The sequence below is a fragment of the Saccharopolyspora gloriosae genome (assembly GCF_022828475.1).
Taxonomy (GTDB): Bacteria; Actinomycetota; Actinomycetes; order Mycobacteriales; family Pseudonocardiaceae; genus Saccharopolyspora_C; species Saccharopolyspora_C gloriosae_A.
The window spans coordinates 6,862,364-6,878,695 of sequence record NZ_CP059557.1 but is presented as its reverse complement, the minus strand read 5'-3'; the positions used below and the strand labels follow the sequence as shown (position 1 = coordinate 6,878,695).

17 protein-coding genes are annotated in these 16,332 nt (G+C 68.9%); 9 read left to right on the top strand and 8 right to left on the bottom strand.

Annotated elements, in window-relative coordinates:
- The first annotated feature begins 604 nt into the window (after positions 1-604).
- The 8 genes from rpmH (at position 605) to H2Q94_RS30380 (ending at position 6,586) form a co-directional block, all read left to right on the top strand.
- Entirely contained in the window at positions 605-748 is a 144-nt protein-coding gene (gene rpmH / locus H2Q94_RS30415; RefSeq protein ID WP_184484001.1) for a 50S ribosomal protein L34, read from the top strand.
- A gap of 10 nt (positions 749-758) precedes the next feature.
- The gene (rnpA, locus tag H2Q94_RS30410; protein WP_243790642.1) at positions 759-1,388 is read left to right on the top strand and encodes a ribonuclease P protein component; all 630 of its coding nucleotides are present in this window, start codon (positions 759-761) and stop codon (positions 1,386-1,388) included.
- A gap of 15 nt (positions 1,389-1,403) precedes the next feature.
- Complete coding sequence (yidD, locus tag H2Q94_RS30405; RefSeq protein ID WP_243790640.1) at positions 1,404-1,727, top strand: membrane protein insertion efficiency factor YidD; 324 nt, start codon at positions 1,404-1,406, stop codon at positions 1,725-1,727.
- Positions 1,727-2,887 (top strand): membrane protein insertase YidC, encoded by a 1,161-nt coding sequence (gene yidC, locus H2Q94_RS30400; protein WP_243790638.1) that lies wholly within the window; start codon positions 1,727-1,729, stop codon positions 2,885-2,887. The genes yidD and yidC overlap by 1 nt, the downstream gene beginning before the upstream one ends.
- Positions 2,888-2,921: 34 nt before the next feature.
- Positions 2,922-3,470, top strand: a complete 549-nt coding sequence (locus H2Q94_RS30395; RefSeq protein WP_243790636.1) for a Jag family protein — start codon at positions 2,922-2,924, stop codon at positions 3,468-3,470.
- 382 nt (positions 3,471-3,852) lie between these two features.
- The gene (rsmG, locus tag H2Q94_RS30390; protein WP_243790634.1) at positions 3,853-4,563 is read left to right on the top strand and encodes a 16S rRNA (guanine(527)-N(7))-methyltransferase RsmG; all 711 of its coding nucleotides are present in this window, start codon (positions 3,853-3,855) and stop codon (positions 4,561-4,563) included.
- Positions 4,564-4,703: 140 nt separating this feature from the next.
- On the top strand, positions 4,704-5,561 hold the full coding sequence (locus H2Q94_RS30385; RefSeq protein WP_243790631.1) for a ParA family protein: 858 nt from the start codon (positions 4,704-4,706) through the stop codon (positions 5,559-5,561).
- Entirely contained in the window at positions 5,558-6,586 is a 1,029-nt protein-coding gene (locus H2Q94_RS30380; protein ID WP_243790629.1) for a ParB/RepB/Spo0J family partition protein, read from the top strand. The genes H2Q94_RS30385 and H2Q94_RS30380 overlap by 4 nt, the downstream gene beginning before the upstream one ends.
- Before the next feature lie 336 nt (positions 6,587-6,922).
- Here the strand turns inward: H2Q94_RS30380 and H2Q94_RS30375 are convergent, their stop codons facing one another.
- Together H2Q94_RS30375 and H2Q94_RS30370 are read right to left on the bottom strand one after the other, a co-directional pair.
- Entirely contained in the window at positions 6,923-7,873 is a 951-nt protein-coding gene (locus tag H2Q94_RS30375; RefSeq protein ID WP_243790627.1) for a D-alanine--D-alanine ligase family protein, read from the bottom strand.
- A gap of 81 nt (positions 7,874-7,954) precedes the next feature.
- Positions 7,955-9,319: an aminotransferase-like domain-containing protein gene (locus tag H2Q94_RS30370; RefSeq protein WP_243790624.1), complete on the bottom strand. Its 1,365-nt coding sequence runs from the start codon at positions 9,317-9,319 to the stop codon at positions 7,955-7,957.
- Between the two features lie 267 nt (positions 9,320-9,586).
- On the opposite strand from H2Q94_RS30370, the gene H2Q94_RS30365 reads away from it, so the two are divergent.
- Complete coding sequence (locus tag H2Q94_RS30365; protein ID WP_243790622.1) at positions 9,587-10,207, top strand: GNAT family N-acetyltransferase; 621 nt, start codon at positions 9,587-9,589, stop codon at positions 10,205-10,207.
- A gap of 70 nt (positions 10,208-10,277) precedes the next feature.
- On the opposite strand, the gene H2Q94_RS30360 is transcribed toward H2Q94_RS30365, so the two are convergent.
- The 6 genes from H2Q94_RS30360 to H2Q94_RS30335 form a co-directional block, all read right to left on the bottom strand.
- On the bottom strand, positions 10,278-11,435 hold the full coding sequence (locus H2Q94_RS30360; RefSeq protein WP_243790619.1) for an N-acetylmuramoyl-L-alanine amidase: 1,158 nt from the start codon (positions 11,433-11,435) through the stop codon (positions 10,278-10,280).
- A 275-nt stretch (positions 11,436-11,710) separates the two neighbouring features.
- Positions 11,711-12,037 (bottom strand): thioredoxin, encoded by a 327-nt coding sequence (trxA, locus tag H2Q94_RS30355; protein ID WP_243790617.1) that lies wholly within the window; start codon positions 12,035-12,037, stop codon positions 11,711-11,713.
- A gap of 39 nt (positions 12,038-12,076) precedes the next feature.
- Complete coding sequence (trxB, locus tag H2Q94_RS30350; RefSeq protein ID WP_243790615.1) at positions 12,077-13,084, bottom strand: thioredoxin-disulfide reductase; 1,008 nt, start codon at positions 13,082-13,084, stop codon at positions 12,077-12,079.
- Between the two features lie 118 nt (positions 13,085-13,202).
- Positions 13,203-14,021 carry a hypothetical protein gene (locus H2Q94_RS30345; protein WP_243790613.1) on the bottom strand — a complete coding sequence of 273 codons (819 nt, stop codon included), beginning with the start codon at positions 14,019-14,021 and terminating at the stop codon, positions 13,203-13,205.
- The gene (gene sigM, locus H2Q94_RS30340) at positions 14,018-14,626 is read right to left on the bottom strand and encodes an RNA polymerase sigma factor SigM (RefSeq protein WP_243790611.1); all 609 of its coding nucleotides are present in this window, start codon (positions 14,624-14,626) and stop codon (positions 14,018-14,020) included. Before sigM ends, H2Q94_RS30345 begins: the two co-directional genes overlap by 4 nt.
- Positions 14,627-14,730: 104 nt before the next feature.
- Positions 14,731-16,299 carry a protein kinase family protein gene (locus H2Q94_RS30335; protein WP_243790608.1) on the bottom strand — a complete coding sequence of 523 codons (1,569 nt, stop codon included), beginning with the start codon at positions 16,297-16,299 and terminating at the stop codon, positions 14,731-14,733.
- Positions 16,300-16,332: the final 33 nt, after the last annotated feature.

The following is a 16,332-nucleotide window of genomic DNA, read 5'->3' as shown; positions in this document are numbered from 1 at the left end:
CCCTGCGCTCCCCTCGCCGGCACGTGACCCGCACCGTTACTCCCACACCTGTTGCCAGTGCGGCGCTGCTGGCGCGGGGTGATGATGAAATCGCTCCGCGGACGCCCGGGACAGGTATCCACAGAGTTATCCACAACTGTGCATGAAGGTACGGCAGCGACCCTCGGACGTCCCCCCTGGGGCCTCGCTGCGTCTGCGATCCAGGTGACGCTCGGTGCCGGCAGCTCCCACACCGCCGGGCGCGCATCGCAGGAGGGACAACCTAACAAGGCCGAGATCACCTCACAAGGCGGGTGGTCGCAGCCTCCGGAAGCCGCCTCCGGAGCCGCCCGAGCACCCCGGTGACCGGGTATCGCAGCAGGCGGCGTAACCTCGAACAGTCCCCCGCCGCACGAGCGGGAATGTCGCCGCGCTTGGATTTCGTCAGATGTCCCGGCGCAGTGCGCGAGTCACCACCCGGTGTCACCGCGTGCAGACTCCCCTCGTTTCAGCGGGGGGTGAGCTCGACACGATGGCCGCTACGGCGGGCGGGGACATCTTGACCGAGCCATCGGGCCGAGCACGTGCCTGTTCCAACGGGCCTGAAGTAACGGGGAGATCCACCGTGAGCAAGGGCAAGCGCACCTTCCAGCCGAACAACCGTCGCCGTTCCCGCAAGCACGGGTTCCGGCTTCGCATGCGTACCCGCGCCGGTCGCGCCATCGTGTCCGCGCGTCGCCGCAGGGGCCGCAGCTCGCTGACCGCCTGATTACCGGTCAGTGCTACCCGCGGCCGCCCGGCTGACCACTAGCCAGGAGTTTCGCCTGGCGGTCCGTCGTGGCCGCCGCGCGGGGCGTGCCCGGCTGGTGGTGCACCTGCTGACACCGAGCGCGGCGAATCGGACCGAGGTCCGGGGCGCCGCGCATGGTTCTGCACGCCCGGAGGTCCGCGCGACCTCGACCGAATCAGGTCGAGATCGCCGGGATCCGGCGGTGGGCGACTCGGATCAGGTAGCACGTCCGGAGTCCGACCCGGGCCGTTCCCTCGAGGCCGCGCACGCGCGGTCGGCTTCGAGCGGCCCTGGCGCGGAGTCGGCAGTGTCGTCCACGGGTGACTCCCGGCCGCACTCGGACATCGAACCCACTCGGGATACCGGCGAACCGGCCCGCGTGGGTTTTGTCGTGAGCAAAGCCGTGGGCAACGCGGTGCTCCGGCATCGCGTGACCCGGCGGCTCCGGCACCTGATGCGCGACCGTCTTCCGCTGTTGCCCGCTGGCACACTGGTGGTGGTCCGCGCACTCCCCCCGGCTGCGAACGCACCGAGCCGTGAGCTCGGGTCGGATCTTGATGCGGCACTCCGCAAGTTGCGCGTGGTGCAGCCCGGCGGTCCGGTGGCGGGTTCCAGATAGCGGCGGAGGCCCCGGATGTCGGATACGCATGACCACGGCGGACCAGCACGGCCGAGTCCGGCCGCCTGGTTGCTGCTGGGGCCGGTACACGTATATCGAAAGATCATCTCGCCGCTGCTGCCGCCGACCTGCCGGTTCTACCCGAGCTGTAGCGCCTACGCGGTCGAAGCGCTGACCGTGCACGGATTGCTCTACGGCAGTTGGCTCACCGCGCGCCGGTTGTTGCGCTGCGGTCCATGGCACCCCGGCGGCCTCGACTTCGTCCCACCCCGGCGGGACCGCGCTGGGCGATCGGCGTCCGAGCCGGGCGAAGCGCCCCGATCCCCCGCGGAGGACTAGTGCTCGACTTCATCAACTATCCGGTCTCGGCGATCCTCTGGTTCTGGCACGAGGTCTTCGGCTACGTCCTCGACCCGGCCAGCGGGTACGCCTGGGCGTTGTCGGTGGTGTTCCTCGTCTTCACCTTGCGCGCGCTGCTGTTCAAGCCGTTCGTGCATCAGGTGCGGTCGATGAAGAAGATGCAGGAATTCGCTCCGCAGGTCCGCGCGCTCCAGGAGAAGCACGGCCACGACAAGCAGCGGGTCGCGCAGGAGATGCAGAAGCTCCAGCAGGAGCAGGGCTTCAACCCGCTCTCCGGCTGCCTGCCGATGCTGGTGCAGGTGCCGGTCTTCTTCGGCCTGTTCCACGTGCTCAACGGTTTCCGGCCCGGTGCGGACTCGAACTTCGTGTTCGGCAAGGAGGACGTCGCCTCATTCGTGTCGGCCGATCTGTTCGGGGCGAAGCTGTCGAACACCATCAGCCAGGCACCGGAGGTCCTCGCGGCCTTCAATACCGACCGGCCGTCGATGCTGGCCGTCGGAGTACCGCTGATGATCGCCGCGGCGATCGCCACCCACTTCACCTCCCGGCACTCGGTGCAGCGCCAGACTCCTGAAGCGGCGCAGAACCCGCAGACCGAGATCATGAACCGCATGGTGTTGTGGGTCTTCCCGATGTTCGCCATCATCGGCGGCCCGTTCCTGCCGCTGGCGATCCTGTTGTACTGGCTGGCCAACAACTTCTGGACCTTGGCCCAGCAGCGGATCGTCTACAGCCGCATCGACCGTGAGGAAGCCGAGGCCGCAGGCGCCGCAGTCGTGATCGACGGAAGCGCTGTCGCCCCGACCGCCACGGTCGCCGCTGCCACGGAGACCACTTCCGCTCCGGCGGCCGAGATTGCGCCGGCGGCCGAGATTGCGCCGGCGGCCGAGATTGCGCCGGCGGCCGAGATTGCGCCGGCGGCCGAGACTGCGCCAGCGGCCGAGACTGCGCCAGCGATCGAGACTGCGCCAGCGGCCGGAACCACGCAGGCCGTTGCGGAGCCGACCGAGTCGCCGAGCCACGACGAGACCGAGGACGCCTCCCCCGCGAGCCCGGCCGTCGCCACAGACCAACCCGGTGATGCCCCCGGGGTGCACGAAGACCGTTCCCGCGACAACCGGCCCGGCGAGTCCCGCTGATCGACGTCGCGTACCCCTGGAGAGGAGACGCTCAGTGTCTGAAACCGTGCAGGAATCGACCAAGGTCGAGGAGTCGGCGGAGCCCACGCCGAACACCGACCAGGAGCGCAGCAATACCGAGACCCTGCTCGTCCAAGAAGGCGACGTGGCCGGTGACTACCTGGAGCGGCTGCTCGACCTGCTCGACTACGACGGCGACATCGACCTCGATGTCGAGGCGGGCCGTGCGGTGGTGAGCATCGAGGGCGGTGGCGACTTGGAGAAGCTGGTCGGTTCACGCGGCCAGGTCTTGGAGGCGCTGCAGGAGCTGACCCGCCTCGCGGTGCAGCAGGACACCGGCGTGCGCAGTCGACTCATGCTGGACGTCGCCGGCTGGCGGGCCGGTCGGCGCGAGGAGCTCAGCACGCTCGGTCGGACGACGGCGGAAGAGGTGCTGGAGTCGGGCAACGAGGCGCGGCTGCGTCCGATGACCCCGTTCGAGCGGAAGATCATCCACGACGCCGTCGCGGCGGTGGACGGCGTACACAGCGAGAGCGAAGGCGAAGAGCCGAGCCGCAAGGTCGTCGTGTACAAGTCCAGCTGACTCCACTCCCCCGCGTGGCAACGCGGATGTTCACTCAAGACGCCCGGTCGGGATCTCCCGGCCGGGCGTCTTGCTGTCCTCTCCCCGCGGTCCGGTTCGGCGCTCCGCGTTTCACGTGAAACGCAGCCTCGTTCGCCGAAGCCGCGTTTCACGTGAAACGGGCGATCGGCGGCCGCCTCGTTTCACGTGAAACCGGGCGCGGGGGCAAGAGCGACTTCGGGCTGAGATGATGAAGGCTGCCGCGCGGACCCCTGATCCGGTCCCCTGTTTCACGTGAAACCCGAGTGCCGACGATCGAGCCCGTTTCACGTGAAACAACTCCGTACCGACTTGGTGGACGCGCCCCGTTTCACGTGAAACAACGAGAACAGGATGGAAGACTGTGATCGCAGCAGAAGGTGATCCGATCCCGGTTCCGGCGGCCGCGCAGACGGTCTTCGGTGATCGTCTTCCGGGGGCGGAGCGGTTCGCCGCGATGCTCGCCGAGCAAGGCGTGCGACGCGGATTGATCGGTCCACGGGAACTGGACCGAATTTGGGACCGCCATCTGCTGAACTCTGCGGTACTCGCGGAGTTGCTGCCACCGAATTGCCGTGTCGTGGACGTAGGCTCAGGGGCAGGGTTGCCGGGCATCCCGCTGGCGATCGCTCGCCCCGATATCGAGCTGGTTCTGCTGGAGCCGATGGCTCGACGAGTGACATGGCTGCGGGAAGTCATCGAGGAACTGGATCTTGCCGTAGAGGTGGTGCGTGGGCGTGCCGAGGAAGGCCCGGTGCGTGATCGGCTCGCCGATCAGGACGTGGTCACCGCACGCGCAGTGGCGCCGATGGAGCGCCTCACCGCGTGGTGCCTCCCCCTGTTGCGTCCAGGCGGGCGGCTGCTCGCGTTGAAGGGATCCACCGCTGCGGAAGAACTGGACCGCGATGCGGCCGCGATTCAAGCGGCCGGTGGCAGCCACGGTGAAGTGAAGTCGTGTGGCGACGAAGTGCTCGATGTACCGACGACGGTCGTCGTCGTGGAGCGGGTGTCTCAGAGAGCGCCCGGTCGGCGTCGTGACGGCGGCCGTAAAGCGAGGAAGGATCGTGGACGGTGACGGAGTCGAACGGAGCGGATCGTGTTTCACGTGAAACGAAGGGACGCGTGATGGGTTCCATGCGTTTTCCTTCGGGGACGGAACAGCACGTTCAAGGAAGTGAAGCATTTCCCGCGGATGGCGTGGGCTGGACTCCGATCATGGAAGAAGCTCAACGAGCCACCCGAGTGCTGCATCCCGAGACGATGCAGTTGCCTCGCCCGGACCGGCGGCGCATCCTCACGGTCGCCAACCAGAAGGGTGGCGTCGGCAAGACGACGAGCACGGTGAACCTCGCCGCCGGACTGGCGGTGCAGGGGTTGAAGGTGCTCGTGATCGACCTGGACCCGCAGGGGAACGCGAGCACCGCGCTCGGCGTGGACCACCGGTCCGGTGTCCCCTCGGTGTACGAGGTGCTGCTCGGCGAGATCAGCATCGCGGACGCCGCGGCGGTGAGCACCGAGTCGCCGAACCTCTACTGCGTCCCGGCGACGCTCGACCTGGCCGGCTCGGAGATCGAGCTGGTGTCGATGGTCGCGCGGGAGGGACGACTCAAAGAGGCGCTGAATTCCGACGCGATCGAGCAGCTCGCACCCGACTACGTCTTCATCGACTGCCCGCCGTCGCTGGGCTTGCTCACGGTGAACGCGATGGTCGCGGCGCACGAAGTGCTGATCCCGATCCAGTGCGAGTACTACGCGCTGGAAGGTCTCGGGCAGCTGCTCCGCAACATCGAGCTGGTGCAGGCGCACTTGAACCCAGCGCTGTGGGTGTCGACGATTCTGCTGACGATGTACGACGGCCGCACCAAGCTGGCGGACCAGGTGACCAATGAGGTCCGGGGGCACTTCGGTGAGCTGACGCTGCGGACGGTCATCCCGCGCAGCGTGAAGATCTCCGAGGCGCCGGGCTTCGGAAAGACGGTGCTGAATTACGATCCCGGTTCGCGGGGTTCGATGAGCTACCTGGATGCGGCGAAGGAGATCGCCGAGCGGGGTGTGGAGAGGAAGACGGCATGACCGAACGCAAGGGTGGTTTGGGGCGCGGTCTCGCGGCGCTGATTCCGAGCGGTCCTCCCGCGGAGGAAGGTGACTCCGGCTCTACCGGAGTCACCGTTCGCGGGGCAGGCTTCACGCCACCCTCCTCCCCCATCTCGGGGGACGGCGCGAGCGCTCCGGAGCCGGTTTCACGTGAAACAAGCGGCGGGACCGTGGCGGGTGCGACGTACCGGGAGATCGTCACCTCGTTGATCACGCCGAACCCGCGGCAGCCGCGGCAGGTCTTCGACGAGGAAGCGCTCGCCGAGCTGGAGCACTCCATCCGCGAGTTCGGGCTGATGCAGCCGATCGTGGTGCGTGAGGTCGAGCCCGAGCAGTTCGAGCTCATCATGGGTGAGCGCCGGTGGCGTGCTTCGCAGCGCGCCGGGCTGGAAGTCATTCCGGCGATCGTCCGGGAGACCCAGGACGACGCGCTGCTGCGGGACGCGCTGCTCGAGAACATCCACCGGGTACAGCTGAACCCGTTGGAGGAGGCTGCGGCGTACCAGCAGCTGCTGGACGAGTTCGACGTGACGCATGACGAGCTCGCGGAGCGCATCGGTCGGAGCCGTCCGGTCATCACGAACACGATCCGCCTGCTTCGGCTGCCGATGCCGGTGCAGCGCCGGGTCGCCGCCGGTGTGCTGTCGGCGGGGCATGCTCGCGCGTTGCTCGCGTTGGACGAGGCGGGCGGCCAGGAGGAGTTGGCCTCGCGGATCATCGCCGAAGGGTTGTCGGTGCGGGCGACCGAGGAGGCGGTGACTCTCAAGAAGAGCGAGGGGCCTGCGAAGGAGAAGCAGGCTCCGCGCAAGCCGCTGCAGTCCCCCGGCCTTCAAGGGTTGGCGGAGAAGCTGTCGGATCGCTTCGACACCAAGGTCAAGGTGGATCTGGGGAAGCGGAAGGGCCGGATCGTCGTGGAGTTCGGTTCGGTCGACGACTTGGAGCGGTTGGCCGAGTTGTTGTTGCCCGGAGAGGCCGAAAAGCTCCGTGAGATCCGCGAAGGATGACACCGGGTCCTTTTGTCACGGTGACGATCTCTATTTTGGGCGATATGCCGGGATCTGAGGAGTAGGTCAACTACGCCTCCCGGCGAGGCTCTCTCTGCGGCGACTTGCACGCGGAGCTCGCGAATTCGTTGGCTCCGGTCCGGTCGCAGAGTCGGACCTCTACGTCGACGGCCGAAGTCGGCCCGACGGCACGGGTAGAACAAAGAAGAGCCGCCGATGCGAGACATCGGCGGCTTGCTTCGGAGTGCCTCCGGCCGGTCGGCCCGTCCGTCCGGCACTCCCCTGTTCGCTGTTTCACGTGAAACATGGCGCCGACGGCCCGTCGGCGCCGGCGGATCAACTTCCCCGGATGATCGCCTTCTCGGCGAGTCCGGCGAACACCTCGCCGAGCGAGCGGCCGGCAGCCTCCACCGCCATCGGGAACAACGAGGTCTCGGTCAGCCCGGGCGACACGTTCACTTCCAGGAAGTGCGGTACCCCGTGCTGATCGATGATCGCGTCGGTCCGGGAGACATCGCGCAGCCCGAGCAGCTTGTGCGCCGCCACTGCCAACTCCCCCGCCTGAGCCGCGACCTCGGGCGCCAGGTCGGCGGGAGCCTCGTAACTGGTGAGTCCGGCGGTGTAGCGAGCCGTGTAGTCGTACACGCCATCGGCCGCTTCGATGCGCACCGCGGGAAGCGCCTCGGGGCCGTCCTCGGTGTCCACCACGCTCACCGCTACCTCGACGCCTTCGACGAACTGCTCGACGAGCACGGTGTCGCCATAAGCCAACGCGCCCACCATCGCCGAGGGCAGCTCCGAGGCGTCCCGGACCACTCGGGCACCGAGCGCCGATCCACCCTGGTCCGGCTTCAGCATCAGCGGCAGGCCGAGCTTGCCGACCAGCGCGTCCAGCACCGCCTGAGCGCCGAGCTCGCGGAACGTGGCATGAGGCAGCACGACCCAGTCCGGGGTGCTCAGGCCGGCGCGGGCGAGCTCGGCTTTCGCGGTCGGCTTGTCCCAGGCCCGGCGGCAGGCGCGCGGGTCGGTGCCGACGTACGGAACGCCGAGCATGTCCAGCACGGACTGCACCGCGCCGTTCTCGCCCTCGCCGCCGTGCAGCGCGATGATCACGGCCTCCGGCCGCTCTTCCTGGATCCGCGTGAGCAACCGGGAATCGGCGTCCCACTCCCCCACGGTCATTCCGGCGGAGCGCAGCGCGGTGGACAGGCGGCGCCCGGAGCGCAGCGAAACCTCACGCTCGTGCGACAACCCACCGGACAGCACGGCGACCCAACGATCGGACATTGGTCGAACACCCCTGAAAGTAAGAGTCCACTGCGCACCAGGTGCGCAGTGGACCGATCGAATCGTGCGGCAGGAACGAGGTTACGCCGTGTCCGGAGAGGGAGCTTCGGGGCCGGAGACCGTGCGCTGCGGCACGCTGCCGAAGGTCCGCACCAGTTCCATCTCGTCGGTCAGCGTGTTCGCCAACCTGCGGACGCCTTCCCTGATGCGTTCCGGCGTCGGGTAGCAGTAGGACAGCCGCATCTGCCTGGAGCCCAGCGCGTCGGCGTAGAAGCCGGTCCCGGAGGCGTAGGCGACCCGCTGAGTCACGGCTCGCGGCAGCATCGCCTTGGTGTCCACGCCTTCCGGCGCGGTGAACCACACGTAGAACCCGCCGTCGGGCTTGGTCCAGCTGCTGCCTTCCGGCATGTGCTGCTCCAGCGCGCTCAGCATCGCGTCGCGGCGTTCCCGGTACTGCTCGCGGAAGGTCTTGATCTGGCCCTTCCAGTCGTGCGTGCTCAGGTAGCGGGACACGATCATCTGGTTCAGCGTGGGCGGGCACAGCGTCGCGGATTCCGCGGCGAGCACCAGCTTCTCGCGCACCGCGTGCGGGGCGAGTACCCAGCCGACGCGCAGGCCGGAAGCGAAGGTCTTGGAGAACGATCCGAGGTAGACCACGTTGTCGGGGTCCAGGCTGCGCAGCGCCGGGTAGGTCTGGCCGTCGAAGCCGAGCAGGCCGTACGGGTTGTCCTCCAGCACGAGGATGTCGTGCTGACGGCAGATCTCCAGGATCTCGGCACGGCGCTGCACCGCGAGCGTGACGCCGCCCGGGTTGTGGAAGTTCGGGATGGTGTAGAGGAACTTGATCCGCTCGCCGCGGCTGGTGACCTCGGAGATCGCGTGCCGCAGCGCCTCCGGCTGGAGTCCGTCGTCGTCCATCGCGACGTGCACGACCTTCGCCTGGTAAGCGTTGAACGAGCCGAGCGCGCCCACGTAGGAGGGGCCTTCGGCGAGCACCACGTCACCGGGATCGCAGAACAGTCGCGTGACCATGTCCAGAGCCATCTGGGAGCCGACGGTGACCATCACATCATCGGGGTGCCCGGTGATGCCTTCCATGGCCATGATCTCGCAGATCTGCTCGCGCAGTTCCGGCACGCCGTGAGCGGAGCCGTACTGCAGCGCGGCCTGACCGTCGACGGAGATCAGCCGGGACACCTCGGTGGCCAGCGAGTCCAGCGGCAGCGCGGCCAGGTTGGGCATGCCACCAGCCAGCGAGACGACCTCGGGGCGGCTTGCCACGGCGAACAGTGCCCGGATTTCCGATGCCGTCATGCCCGCGGTGCGCTGGGCGTACCGGTCGCGGTGCGCGTCGAGGTTGCGCGCCGCTCCTGCCTGCTGCACCGCTGCCTCCTGCTGGGGGCCGGGCTGCTGCGGATCGGTCGGGTTGCTGCCGTTCTCGGACATTCCGCGCTCCGTGGATCGGGTGTGCGCTGTAGTGATCGTCTCCTGTAACCGCTAGGTGACGTTCGCGCGAGTCTATCTGTGCTATCGCGTCCGCCGGTGGCTTGTGTAACGGGCGCCTCGCACAAACCGGCTTGACGGTAACCCATCTCACCATTTCGGGGGCACTGGGAAGGGTGAGGAGCTTCCGACGGCAGGTCGCAGCGGCTTATCCTGGCCGCAGCCCCACCTGCCATGCGTGGGATTCTGGCGGATTCGCAGGAGGTCAGGGTGTCGCGACGCGTCGTAGGCGTCACGCTGGACAACCTCGACCACTTGCCACCGAAGTGCCGTCGCTGCGTGTTCTGGGAACTCGCGCCGCACATTCGGGAGCAGGCCGAGGAGTTCGGCGAGACCGGCCTCGAGAAAGAGGCCTGGGTGTCCAACGTGCTGCTGGACTGGGGATCCTGCGGTCGTGTGCTGTACGTCGACGACGTTCCGGCCGGCTATGCGCTGTACGCCCCGCCCGCCGCGGTGCCGCGTGCCGCCGCGTTCCCATCGGGGCCGGTCAGCGCGGACGCGGTGCTGCTCACCGCGTTGCGAGTGATCCCGGAATTCGAGCACGGCGGGCTGGGTCGGGTGCTGCTGCAGAACGTGGCGAAGGACCTGACCAAGCGCGGAGTCCGCGCGATCGAGGCCTTCGGTGATCTCCACGAGGACGACGAGGGCTGCCTTGTCCCGGCGGGATTCCTGCAGCAGGTCGGGTTCAAGACGGTCCGCCGGCACCCGAAGTGGCCGCGATTGCGGCTGGAGCTGCGGACGGCGATCTCCTGGAAGGAAGACGTCGAAGCAGCGCTGGAACGCCTGCTGAGCACGGTGTCGGTCAAGACTGCGGAGCCCGCACTCGGTTGACCTCGCGCAACGAGCCGCGCGGCCGAACCTGCTCCGCCCGCGCCGGTAGGGCGGCGCGGGCCGAACCTGATCAGGCGCCTTCGGCTCGGGTGAGCTCGTGGCGCAGCAGATCGTCGAAGGTGAACGTGCCGGTCGGCTGGTCGTCCTTGCCGAGCAGGTAGAGCCGTTTCACCGCGACCAGCAGACCTTCGGCGATGATGTCCCGGAACGCGGGGTCGAGCAGCCGCCGCCGGTCCTCCGGGTTGGTGAGGTAGCCGATCTCGGTGCGCACCGCGGGCATCCGGGTCAGGCGCAGGACTTCCCACGTCTTCGGGTGGATGCGGCAGTCCAGCATTCCGGTGCGGGCGACGATTTCGCGCTGCAGGAAACCGGCGAGCGCCTCCCCCACCGTGGAGGTGGTGCCGTTGCCGGTGCCGAAGTGGAAGCTGGAGACGCCCTGCGCGGAGGGCGCCGAGTTGGCGTCCATGTGCAGGGACAGGAACAGATCGGCACCCGCCTCGTTGGCGAATCCCGCGCGATCGGCCTCCGGCGGGCACGAGTGCGGGCCGCGAGTGATCAGCGCTTCCATCCCGGTGGCGACCATGCGGCCCTCGAGCCGACGGGCCAGATCCCAGGCGAGGTCGGCTTCGTTGACGCCGCCCACGGTCACGCCGCGATCGGTGCCGCCGTGACCGGGGTCGACCACGATGCGCTTGCCGCGCAGCAACGGCCCGGACCGCCGAACCTTTTCCTGTTCCCGCAGGTAGACGGGGCGCCCACCGCGGACTTTCGGAGCGAGCTGCTTGAGCGCGCGCAGCGTGTTCGGGCCGCAGATGCCGTCGTTGCCGAGGCCGTAGTCCCGCTGGAAGCTGCGCAGCGCCTGCTCGGTCTGCCAGCCGAAGATGCCGTCCGGCCTGCCCGCGTCGAAGCCGAGTTCCAGCAGCCGTTCTTGCAGCGCGAACACGTCGTCGCCGCTGATGGGCTTGGACACCAGGTACGCCAGCGACCGGTCACCCAGCCGCCAGCGCGCGTCGATGAGGGCGCGGTAGGTGGCGGGACCGACGACGCCGTCGGTGATCAGGCCACGTCGCTGCTGGAAGACGCGCACCGCGTGTTCCACCGCCGCGTCGAAGTTCGCGGGGCCTGTCGCGGTTCCGTTTGGGGGGGCCGGTAGGAGACCCAGCGCAGCAAGGGTGTTCCTGATCTCGGCAACGGCCGGACCGACGTCACCGCGGTGGAGCAGCTGCATGCACTCCTCGCTCGATTCAGGCGCCGACGATGGACCGCGGCGCGTTAGGACGGTCGTACTCCCCCGATGTCCACTTCTGGGTGGATGGGTTCGGACGGGAACCCACCGGCTCATTGTGCCTTGCCTGCAATGCAGCGGCGCTGCGGGCCGCTCGCAGTGCGCCGCGCACGGGATGACCTCCCACGCTGCGCCGGGAACGAGGAAACCCCGCACACCTCCGCGCGGTGGCGAAGATCTGCGGGGTTTCGGCGCGGTGCTGCGCGGTCAGCGACGCATCACAGGTAGTCCTTCAGGTCGTCGAGCAGCGCCGCCTTCGGCTTGGCGCCGACGATCTGCTTGACCGGCTCGCCGTTGGAGAACAGCAGCAGCGTCGGAACGCTCATGACCTGGTAGTCGCGGGCGATCGACGGGTTCTTGTCGATGTCCAGCTTGGCGATGGTGATCTTGCCCTGGTTCTCGTCGGCGATCTCTTCCAGGACGGGGGCGACCATCTTGCACGGGCCGCACCAGGTGGCCCAGAAGTCGACCAGGACGGGCTTGTCGCTGCCCAGCACGTCGTCCTTGAACGAGTCGGCGCTAACGGTCACGGTGTTGCCGGCCATGTCATCTCCCTCGGGTGTGGAATCGGGTCAGTTCGGCGTTCAGCGTGCGGCGGCGGTTTCGGTGGCGGGCGCGTAACCGCCACCGACGTGTTCGGCCGCGACGTGCGCGGATTCGTTCACTTCGTGCTCGGCGAGCCACCGTTCGGCGTCCATCGCGGCCGAGCAACCGGAGCCGGCGGCGGTGATCGCCTGCCGGTACGTGTGGTCGACGAGGTCGCCCGCGGCGAACACGCCGGGGATGCCGGTGTGCGTGGTGGGCTGCTGGACGGCGACGTAGCCCTCGTCGTCGACCTCGACCTGGTCGCGCACGAGTTCGCTGCGCGGGTCGTGGCCGATGGCGACGAACATGCCGGTGACGTCGAGCTGCGACTCCTCGCCGGTCACGGTGTCCCGCAGCTTCAGGCCGGTCACGGCGGTGTCGCCGAGCACTTCGGTGACACCGGCGTTGGTGCGCCAGCGGATCTTCTCGTTGGCCTTGGCCCGCTCCAGCATGATCTTGGAGGCGCGGAACTCGTCGCGGCGGTGGATGATCGTCACCGAGTCCGCGAACTTCGTGAGGAACGTGGCCTCCTCCATCGCGGAGTCGCCACCGCCGATCACGGCGATGTGCTGCTCGCGGAAGAAGAACCCGTCGCAGGTCGCGCAGGCGGAAACGCCGTGGCCGAGCAGCTTCTCCTCGCCGGGAATGCCCAGGTAGCGGGCCGCCGCTCCCATCGCCAGGACGATCGCTTTGGCGCGGTACTCGACGCCGTTGGCGGTGACCTTCTTCACGTCGCCTTCGAGGTCGATGTGCTCGACGTCCTCGGCGCGCAGCTCACCTCCGAACCGCTTCGCCTGCTCCCGCATCTGCTCCATGAGCTCGGGACCCATGATGCCGTCCCGGAAACCGGGGTAGTTCTCCACGTCGGTGGTGGTCATCAACGCGCCACCGAACTGCGTTCCCTCAAAGACCAATGGCTGGAGTTCGGCCCGCGCGGCGTACACCGCAGCGGTGTATCCGGCAGGGCCGGAGCCCACGATGATGAGGTTGCGGACGTCGTCGGTCACCGCGCCCCTTTCGTTGTCGCGTGCCGCCCGCCGCGCTGAACGCGCGAGCGTATCCGGGTCAACGCGATCCTAAGCGTGTGTGTTCCCGGCTTCCTCGCGCGTGACGAGCCTGACTCGCTCAGCCTCCCAGGGTGCTGTCGGAGATCGTCGCGGGGCTGTCCGGCCCGCAGTCCTGACCGACGATGAGGATCCGGAACCGGCCGATGCCGCCACCGGGCAGCACCAGCGCCCTGCCCGGTTCGCCGTTGATCGTGACTTCCCGGGCGCCGAGCGGATTTCCGCTGGTCACGCCGTTTGCTTGCAGGCATCCGATCAATTGGGCCGGGTCGGCGAGCGCGCCGTACTGCTCGGAACCGAGTGCTTCGCCGAGGTGGTTCGCGGGCAGCGTGTTCCCGCGCAACGTCAGTGGCGGCGGGCCGTCCTGCGGCGGACTCGGGCTCTGGCCGGCCTGCGGTGTTTCGCCGGTGCCGAGCGTCGAAGTGCCGAGCACCACGACGCCGGTGATCGCGGCGGCCGCGGTGATCAGGCCCGCCGTCCAACCCGCCCGCTTGCGGCGGCGGTGGCGCGCGGCGGCGAGGTCGATCACCGGGGCGCTCGGCTGGGCGGTGCCCGCAGCCGAGACGTCGGAATCGGGGGCCGCGATCTCGGGGGCCAAGGACGGAGAGCCCGTGGACCAGGACTGCAGTTCCGCTTCGAGCGCGTCGTCCAGCCTGGTCGCGACGTCGTCCGGCATCGCCGGTGCGGGCAGGTCCGCGAGTTCGGCGCTGGTGGCTTCCAGCGCGGCGAGCAGTGCGCTCGCCTCCGGGTCGGCCTGGATGCGCGGCAGCAGTTCTTCGGCCGTTTCCCGATCCAGCACTCCCGCGTGCAAATCGGCCACCAGGTCCAGCGACCAGGGTGGGCCTTGCGGCGTGTCGGGGCGCCGTTGTTCGCCGCTCATCGTCCCTCCCGTCGACGCTTGGCGTTGGCGTCATCTGGGACGTTCGCATCCGCACTCGGGTTCCGGAGGTGTCCCAGAAGTTTCGCCAGCTTCACTCGCCCGCGGGCGCACCGGCTCTTCACGGTGCCTTCGGCGACGCCGAGGATGGCTGCTGTGTCGGACACCGAGTAGCCCTCCACGTCGACCAGGACGATCGGTGCGCGCTGCTCCTCCGGTAGTTCGGCCAGCGCGTCCTGCACGGCCATCCGGGTGTCCTGCTCCTCGATCGCGTCGCGCGGAACGGCCGGCTCGGCCGGACCGGTATCGGGTAAGGGCACCGTGGGTCTCGCCTGGCGGCGGCGGATCCGGTCCAGGCAGGCGTTCACCACGATTCGGTGCAACCAGGTGGTGACCTGGGATTCGGCCCGGAACGACGCGGCGTTGCGGAATGCCGAGATCATCGCGTCCTGCAGCGCGTCGGAGGCGTCGTCGTGGTCGCGCATGGTGCGCAACGCGACCGCCCACAACCGGTCCCGGTGCCGGCGGAAGAGCTCGGCGAACGCGTGCGGGTCGCCGCTGGTGTGCGCCGCTATGAGGTCGGCGTCCGATCTGACGGGGGCAGACACGTCTGAGCACTCTACTGATCGTGAGTTCGGCCACGATCACCACGCCGCGGCCTGCGCGGAACCAGGACCGGTATCGGTCCCGCGCAGGCCGGGAGCGGAGCTGATCAGGCCGCGGTGCCGGAGATGCTGATCTCGTTGATCCGGCTCTGGTACTTGCCGTCGGACGGCGAGATCTGCGTCAGCCACACGATCACGTTCTGGGTGGGCTGCGCCGCGTTGATCGGGATCGTCGTCTTGCCCGCGGCCAGCGTCTGCTGTCCCAGCAGCGGGCTCGCGTCGAGGTTCGGGCTGGTGCCGTCGGCCGCCCGGATCTCCACCACGGTGCCCGCGCTGGGCGAGTCGATGACCACTTCGCGGACCGTCGTCGGCGCCGAGAAGCTGAGCACCGTGCCGGTGCCCGACTTGAACCCGTTGCCGAACTGATCGTTGTAGGAGTCGGTCGCCCAGCTCGTCGACGGGTCGCCGTCGAACAGGTTGCCGATCTTGCCGGGGCTGTCCGGCGTCTGTTCCTTGACGAACGGCGTCCCGCCGGTGACCTGCACCGGTGCCGCTTGCTCCGGGGTCGGCTGCGTGTTGCCGTCCTCGCCCAAGGTCACCGACGGCCCTTCGGCCTCCGGGTTGCCCGCGAACATGCCGATGAGGTTGGCGACGATCCAGCCGACGACGAGCAGCGTGGCCACCGCCAGGGCACCGACGCTGATCGCCAGCTTCTTGCGCTTGACCTCGTCCGGTTTGGGGTCCTGGGTGCTCCAGACCTCGTTGGTCTCCCGCGTTCCACCGCCCGCCGGGGCGGACTGCGTCTCGGCGGCCGAGGCGTCGAACGTGGCGTGCTGCTCCAGCACCCGCAGCACCGCGGCACCGGTGCGGACTCCGCCGGTGGTGCCGTGCGTGTCGGGGCTGCCGAGGGCGCGCAGGGCGACCGTGGACAGCTCCAGCGGCACCGTCGGGCGCAGCGTGCGCGGCGCGACGATGGTGCCGTCCGGCCCGGTCGGCGCGGTCGCGAGTCCCTCGGGCGCGGAGTCCAACGCCCAGCGTCCGGTCAGCAACAGGTACAGCGCGGCGCCGAGCCCGCGCACGTCGTCGCTGGAACTCGCGGTGGACAGCGGTCCGGGGAACGCCATCCGGATCTCGCCTTCCGGCGTCACCCGAATCCGCTGCGGATGGTCCGCGCCGAGCACCAGCCCGGCGTGGTGGGCCGCTTCGACCGCGGCGGCCAGCGGTTGCAGCAGTCGCGCCGCGGTGCCCGGCTGCAGCGGTCCGTCCCCGATCAGTTCGATCAGGTCGGTGCCGTGCGTCCATTCGGCGATGACCACGCCGAGCACGCCCTGCGGGTCACCTGGTGCGGGTGTCACGACGTCGAGCACTCGCGCGACGCCGACGTGGTTGAAGGTGCTGGCGTGCATCGCGCGTTCCAGCGTGCGCCGCGCGCTCGACGCCGCATCCGAGTGGGAGCGGTCCCCGGTCAGGATGGTCAGCGCGACATCGCGTCCGAGCACACCGTCCTTGGCCCGCCACAGCTGCGCATCGCACCGGGGATCGGTGCCGACCTTCTCCAGCAGGCGGTATCGGCCGTGGTCGAGTACCGCGCCGGGGGTCAGCTGTTCGGCGTCGTCCGCCGTCGAATCGCCCGCGTCACGTTCCGGCATCGCTTGCCTGGTCGGTTTGCTGCTCACCTTCCCTCTCCCGCTCCTCCCGCTCCAGCCGGG

Coding starts and splice junctions, on each gene's coding strand:
- yidD (WP_243790640.1), top strand. CDS start 1,404: ATGTCGGATACGCATGACCACGGCGGACCAGCACGGCCGAGTCCGGCC.
- H2Q94_RS30385 (WP_243790631.1), top strand. CDS start 4,704: ATGGAAGAAGCTCAACGAGCCACCCGAGTGCTGCATCCCGAGACGATG.
- H2Q94_RS30380 (WP_243790629.1), top strand. CDS start 5,558: ATGACCGAACGCAAGGGTGGTTTGGGGCGCGGTCTCGCGGCGCTGATT.
- H2Q94_RS30375 (WP_243790627.1), bottom strand. CDS start 7,873: ATGTCCGATCGTTGGGTCGCCGTGCTGTCCGGTGGGTTGTCGCACGAG.
- H2Q94_RS30370 (WP_243790624.1), bottom strand. CDS start 9,319: ATGTCCGAGAACGGCAGCAACCCGACCGATCCGCAGCAGCCCGGCCCC.
- H2Q94_RS30360 (WP_243790619.1), bottom strand. CDS start 11,435: ATGCAGCTGCTCCACCGCGGTGACGTCGGTCCGGCCGTTGCCGAGATC.
- trxA (WP_243790617.1), bottom strand. CDS start 12,037: ATGGCCGGCAACACCGTGACCGTTAGCGCCGACTCGTTCAAGGACGAC.
- H2Q94_RS30345 (WP_243790613.1), bottom strand. CDS start 14,021: ATGAGCGGCGAACAACGGCGCCCCGACACGCCGCAAGGCCCACCCTGG.